Annotated in this window: 6 protein-coding genes and 1 pseudogene; 3 read left to right on the forward strand and 4 right to left on the reverse strand. The window is 36.4% G+C overall.

Annotated elements, in window-relative coordinates; translation table 11 throughout:
- The 3 genes and pseudogenes from EAE92_RS23655 to rfaL form a co-directional block, all read left to right on the forward strand.
- Positions 1 to 634, forward strand: a pseudogene (locus EAE92_RS23655) (hypothetical protein); the annotation flags it as partial.
- Positions 631 to 1,152 (forward strand): tail fiber assembly protein, encoded by a 522-nt coding sequence (locus EAE92_RS23660; RefSeq protein WP_214069813.1) that lies wholly within the window; start codon positions 631 to 633, stop codon positions 1,150 to 1,152. The pseudogene EAE92_RS23655 and the gene EAE92_RS23660, both read left to right, overlap by 4 nt.
- A 323-nt stretch (positions 1,153 to 1,475) precedes the next feature.
- Positions 1,476 to 2,525, forward strand: coding sequence for an O-antigen ligase RfaL (gene rfaL / locus EAE92_RS23665; RefSeq protein WP_214069814.1), 1,050 nt, complete (start codon positions 1,476 to 1,478; stop codon positions 2,523 to 2,525).
- Positions 2,526 to 2,535: 10 nt separating this feature from the next.
- Here the strand turns inward: rfaL and EAE92_RS23670 are convergent, their stop codons facing one another.
- From EAE92_RS23670 to EAE92_RS23685, 4 genes are all read right to left on the reverse strand, one after another.
- Positions 2,536 to 3,153: a glycosyltransferase gene (locus EAE92_RS23670; protein ID WP_214069815.1), complete on the reverse strand. Its 618-nt coding sequence runs from the start codon at positions 3,151 to 3,153 to the stop codon at positions 2,536 to 2,538.
- A gap of 89 nt (positions 3,154 to 3,242) precedes the next feature.
- Complete coding sequence (locus EAE92_RS23675) at positions 3,243 to 3,668, reverse strand: hypothetical protein (RefSeq protein ID WP_214069816.1); 426 nt, start codon at positions 3,666 to 3,668, stop codon at positions 3,243 to 3,245.
- A 392-nt stretch (positions 3,669 to 4,060) separates the two neighbouring features.
- Positions 4,061 to 4,687, reverse strand: coding sequence for a tail fiber assembly protein (locus EAE92_RS23680; RefSeq protein WP_214069817.1), 627 nt, complete (start codon positions 4,685 to 4,687; stop codon positions 4,061 to 4,063).
- The coding region (locus tag EAE92_RS23685) for a tail fiber protein (protein WP_214069818.1) at positions 4,687 to 5,929 on the reverse strand (1,243 nt) is incomplete at its 5' end. The genes EAE92_RS23680 and EAE92_RS23685, both read right to left, overlap by 1 nt.

Consider the following 5,929-nt stretch of genomic DNA (forward strand, 5'->3'; position numbering starts at 1 on the left):
GACGGAAACGGTGGCGTTGGCGAAAAGTGCCGTGCCGAGCAGTCGGAAAATTAACGGCAAGGCGTTGGCCGGGGATGTCAGTTTGAGTGCCGGAGATGTGGGGGCTTTTCCGGCATTGAAAACTGTCAGCAAAATTCCTGATTGGGGTTATAACGGCCCATTTCGAAGTAGCGAATCTACCAGCTATGCTCGTGGAGTCAGCATTGGTGATAATGATTATGGTCAGATTTGGGTTAACTCGTCTGGTCGGCTATTTGCGCGTTTTTCAAATTCAACAGGTAAAACAATCTTAGGTGGCGAATGCGTCTATACGAGTGATATTAGTGTTCAAAAGGCTAATAATGCGGTACCGAATAACAGGAAAGTTAATGGTAAAGCGTTGACCGGAGATATCAGCTTGAATGCTGGGGATGTAGGAGCGTATACGAAAGTTGAGGTTGATGCTAAAGTTCGCGCTGTAACTAATGATGTTCGTCTATCTACTCCTTTCTCTATTCCGCGTGATGGGCGTTACTATACTGCTCCTCAAGGTTCTTTCATTCAAACAGTTGATGTTGGTGATTGGAATCGTGCAACAGCTTGCTACGTCCAGGTATATAAAAATGGCATTTGGGTAACGGTGGCACAATTATGATTAATATAAAAAATTTTACTCCATATACACCCATAGATATCTATGGAAAATCAGACAATTCAGTGATGTATTTGCGTTCCGAAAAAGGGGAAGATTGGTACGAGTGTCAGAATAAATTTGCTATAAATACAATAAAAATTCAGTATGATAACAATGGTATTATCACTTCGTATTCTTCCGATGTATCTAGTTTGTTTCCTTTTAATATGAGTGTCACTGAGGTTGAGTATATACCTGCTAATATGGATATTAATGGTCATTGGATGTTCGACGGAGTATCGATCATAAAACGTATCTACTCGAAGAAAGAGTTGGTTATGCAGGTAGAAAATCAGAAGACAATATTGTTAATAGAGGCAACAAACAAAATCGCACCACTACAAGATGCAATTGATTTAAACATTGCTTCTGATGAAGAAAAAACCGCTCTGTTGGCATGGAAGAAGTATAGAGTGATACTCAATCGGGTCGATACTTTATTAGCTGCCAATATTGAATGGCCGGAGTTACCAAAATAATCGTAAGATCGTGATGAACTGCCCCCGAAAGGTTGGACACCCAGCTGATCAAGGTGCAGTTCTTATGACCAAACATGATGATGAATTCAAGAGTGAGATAAACGATTTTTCGGTGATGTAAGTATCAAAAAACACAGATTTTTGGTTTCTACTGCTGTAAATCAGCATGAGATTTAAAAAAAGTAAATATTCTGTTTGTAAATGTACAAAAATTTTGTTTTTATATTGAGTTATGTATTAGAATAATAACATTGATAAATCACATTTTGGTATTACTAATGACTATTGAATTAATAAAGAGAAATATATCGTAGAATACTTTTTTGGTTGGTGGTTATGTTTCTCTTGTCTATTTAACTGATGTTACTAGATATAAAAATCTCTTTCTCATACTGATGGCAATCACATCGATTTTTTATCTATGTAAATATCCTAAAATATACGTAAATGCAGTAAAAAATAAAATATTTTTTGCACTATGCATTTTCTCCCTTACGGTCATTTATTCTATTTTTATATCTAAAAATCCTTCAATTAGTTTTAGCGAAATGAAGACCCCGTTTTTTAGGGATGTATTTATTGTTGCTATTTTAATATCAATTTTATTATTTAAAGAAGGTGGTTTAAAAATAAAGAAAATGCTTTTATGCTGTTTTCTTGTAGGATTATTACTGATAACCTTAAAAGAAATTTATTTGTATTACATTGATTATAGAAAAAATATCATGCCATTTTCTAATACTAACTATAGGAGTGTGTCGGATGGTGTTGTATTTTTCTTTCCTGTTTTACTATCTGCGTGGTATCTTATTAACAAAAAAAGCTATTTTAGTTTGCTTGGTGTAATATCTTTATCCGCATTAGTATTGTTTATCTTACTAGGAACGCTCTCTAGAGGTGCCTGGCTTGCTGTATTTTTTATGCATATGTTTATTTTGTTAATAAATAGAGATTGGAAACTTTTTATAATTACATTAATTTCTGGGGTTACCGTTTTTTCTATAATTAAATTACACAATAATAATGAATCTATGCTTTTAACAAAAATGGAGCAGCTTGACAGTAGCCATAGATATAAGAATGGGACACAAGGTTCAGCTTTAACACTAATATTGGAGAACCCTATTTTGGGATATGGGGCAGGAAATGAAATATATAATTCTGTATACAATGATAATGTTATTAATCATGAGGAGTGGACATTTAAAAGTTCATTAGGCCCTCATAATATATATCTTACAGTGTGGTTTTCATCCGGAATTATTGGGATCTTGTTTTTTTATATCTTATATATAAGAAAATCAACAATATTATTTTTAAGTAAAACCCAACAACCACCGACTAAAGTCAGCGGTCTGAGCCGTCTTGATTGACGGCTTTATTCTAGAACCATTCGTTTAAAACATCGATAAGTTTATTATTTATATTCTTCCAATCGTAATTATTAAGTGCGGTTAATTTTGCTTTTTCAGCAATAGCTCTTATATTTGGATTATTCAGGGTTTCATTGATATCTAAAGAAATACTCTCAACGGATAAGGGTTCCTTCAAACGAAAACCAGTTTCATTATGTATGACAAACTCTTTTATTCCGCCTCTAGGGCTTACAAGGACAGGAGTACCGCTAGCCATTGATTCTAAAGCGACCATACAGAAAGCTTCATCTGTCAATGATGGAACCACGGTTAAGTTGGCTAATGGATAGATTTTATGCATATCATTGGGATGAATATTTCCCGCAAGAACACAGTATAAGCTCATCTCCTTAGCTTGCTCAATAACTTTTTTTCTATAATCTTCAAGGCCTTGTCTTTTCTTGGTTTTATAATCTCCCACAATAAGTAATTTTATGTTTTTTATTGTATTTTGCAGTATGGTTATTGATTTCATTAACTCAATAACACCTTTACCTTTATCTAATCTTCCTGCATAAAGAATAACAATATCTTCATCTTGTAAGTTAAATTTTTCTCTGTTCCAATGCCAATTAGAATTATACATATTTTTGCTAATACCATTAGGAACTACTTTTACATTAATATCTGAAACTTCTTTTTTAAAGAAATCAGCTAAGAAAACACTTGGTGTAATTAACTTTGTCCTGTAATCAAGATGTGCTGCATTTTTTTATTATGCATATGAAGAATCATTAATTCTTCTGGATAGAATTTTTTTATTTCATTATATAATGTAATGGAATTATGAACTATTAATATTGAGTCATTTTCTTTATTTATCTGACGAATCTTTGAAACGATTCTTTTACTATAAGGAAATGGATCTAATCTAGTCCATTTTTTAAATATTCTTTTATAAATTCGACTAATTCTGATTCTATATATAGTGGAATTTTCATTTATTATTTCTATTTTATTTTCATCACGCTCACCCTTACAAATTATCATGTTTTTGGCATTTGATTTTCTTGCAACGTTATAAATCCACCATTCAACAGCAGACGAATAGGTAGGGGGGATAGAGTGAAACTCTGGAGCTATAAATATAATGTTTTTCATAATAGGATGTCCCCCTTTGATGGATATCGATAATTTATGATTATTGCATTCAATGTATATTTGAACAACATTGCTATAATTGATATCGGACTTATAGCACGAAACAAAGACTGACCCTGATTTTATAGTTGTTAAAGAACATTAGAATAACAACAAAAAGCATCTTATAATTTTATTAAAAACATGTCCAACAATATTGACAGGGTATACATCGCGCGGTGAAGTTTTCCTCCCGTTAGAGCAATGCTGGACAGTTCTATGCTCCCCTGTTACTACATAATCTCTTAAAATAGTAGGTCATTTTGAAGGGGCTCAATTTGATCTGAGTGATCTGATGAATTTGTCAAATCCAACAAACCACTCATAGAAGATCTTTTACCAAAAGATGTAACTTATTTTGGTATTTCCGGCCATTCAATATCAGGAGCCAATGACGTATCAACACGGTTCAGTAATACCAAATATTTTTTCCATTCAAGTAACAGTGCCTGTTCCTCTTCCGAAGCCAATTCAGTATCAACGGCATATTGGAGCAACTTAATAGTTTCATTGGCTTGTGTGCACAATGCACCGCGTAGTTGTTCTGCCTGCTCAATTTCACTATCCTTTATTGCCACCTTGTCAGTTACCCACTTTGAGCCATCCCATCGATCAAAATGAGTAGCCGGTTGTTCGAATGTCAGGGTTTCGGGTAATTCACCTAGATCAGCAATTTCCTGCGGTAAGCGAGTTTGTGTGTTGTAAGCTGTTTTTCCCCGGTAATCGGGGACAATTTCCCAGTGCTCTCCATCTGCCGTGCGCCTGACAGCCATAGAATCAGATTCAGGAAGTGTCGGAGCATCTGCATAGGAACTGGCCGATATTCCTATTCCCTCCATCAGATATTCTGGTGTTGCGCCGATAAATTCCCTTGAATGAGGAGCTGCGTGGTAAATTGTCAACCAGCCTGCTTTTATTGCCAATCCATCTTTACCCAATATGGCAATCTCATATTCTAAAGAGTATTTTTGTTCAGTCATTATGCTGCTCTCACTATGTAATTAAATGCGACGTTACGGGGGCGGGTTTCATTTCCGCCTGTTTCGTTAGTTGGGCCTAAACCACGCGGGTTTCTATTACCTCTGCCAACTCGGTTACCCGATGAGCCTGCATCATCTCCATTCAAAGTATGGCTATGGGATTTAAACTCGTCAGCTTGCCACGACAAAACCCCACGACCATGATCTACACCGCGCCCATCATCCCAACCACGGATAAATTCACCGCGTAAATCAGGAAGCGCACCGGATGGATAAGCCATAGCTAATTGTGGATATAGCGATTTATTAAATGCTTGACCGTTGCATGCGAGATAGCCAGCAGGCACATTCGGTAACGGCCACGGAATTGGAGCACCTACTGGATAAATATCTCTTTCTCTTCCAGATAATAAATAAGAGTAAACTTTCCCCTTAACCGCCCCTTTGGGGACTTCTGATAACTCTGCTATCTTCAATAACTGATTAACAGTTGCATTATCTGACATAAAAGCATTTAAAATTATGTTTTGGGCAAAAGGACCAATGAATATGTAAATATCATAGTTATCACCAGATGTATTAACAGTTGCTAAGTCAGTAGGTGCAGTGGTATTAACTGTGTACATCACCGCATTGATTCCATGTGGGTATCCATTCCCTGTTCTTAAAACTATATTAGTGATAGCGCATTGCTCAAAATTTCCAACGTTGTACCCTGAACCACCAACAATATTAATATTGATAGTGCTCATCACTTTCATTGTTACTTCAGCAATTTTTACCCAAGCCGATGTTTGTACTGTCAGACTACTAATATATTGTTTACCTGATAAAGCCCCCACATCCTCAGCAGTAGGTTTATTCTGCGTGCTATATTGAATAGTCCAAGGTAGGTATTGCTCCGGCCCACCCCATGTCTGTCGCGTCGCAATATCGCCGTGATGCGATATGTACCGCTGCAAAATGACTCCGTTGGCGTTTTGCACATCAAGAATTCCATAGCCGTACATGTTGCCGTCGCACGGAAAATCAGATACAGACGATGGGTTGGGCACAGCTACTCGATAAAAACCAGTTGATAAATAGTTCTTAAATTTTCCACCGTTGACAATTTCACCGAGTTGATTTGAGCTTATCGCCCCCACATCCCCGGCATTCAAACTGACATCCCCACTCAACGCCTTGCCGTTAATTTTCCGGCTGCTCGGTACCGCATTATTCGCCTTATTTACGGTTTCCACT

The organism is Photorhabdus hainanensis, assembly GCF_018448965.1.
GTDB classification, from domain to species: domain Bacteria; phylum Pseudomonadota; class Gammaproteobacteria; order Enterobacterales; family Enterobacteriaceae; genus Photorhabdus; species Photorhabdus akhurstii.